The 321-nt window shown below is 57.0% G+C and carries 1 protein-coding gene; it reads right to left on the reverse strand.

Translation table 11 applies throughout. The annotated features are described in order from the left end of the window. On the reverse strand, positions 1–321 hold a 321-nt coding region (locus ACU8YC_RS28640; RefSeq protein WP_446896471.1), incomplete at both ends, for a capsular polysaccharide export protein, LipB/KpsS family.

Here is a 321-nt window from a genome sequence, read left to right on the forward strand (position 1 = left end):
GGGGGCCATAAAAGCGGTGTCCCCTGTCCATCGGATGATGTTTAAACACCAGATGGCTCTGCGCCGGGGCATGCCGCGCAAACGAGCGGATCACCGTCTCAATATACTCCCGGACGTCTTTATACGGACTGTGGAAAAGGATCTGGCTGTCGTTGTACACCTGCAGAATGGCCAGATAATACTGGTTGTCCAGGGTTTCAGTGATGTGGCTCAGCATGTGTCGCTGCCGCCAGCGATACCACAGTTTACGCCGGCCGGCCCGGAACCAGCAGCGCATCTCATACCCCGGAGAAAACGGTTTATGGTGCCGGTAGCCCGGAT

Source organism: Citrobacter sp. VF227 (assembly GCF_052950715.1).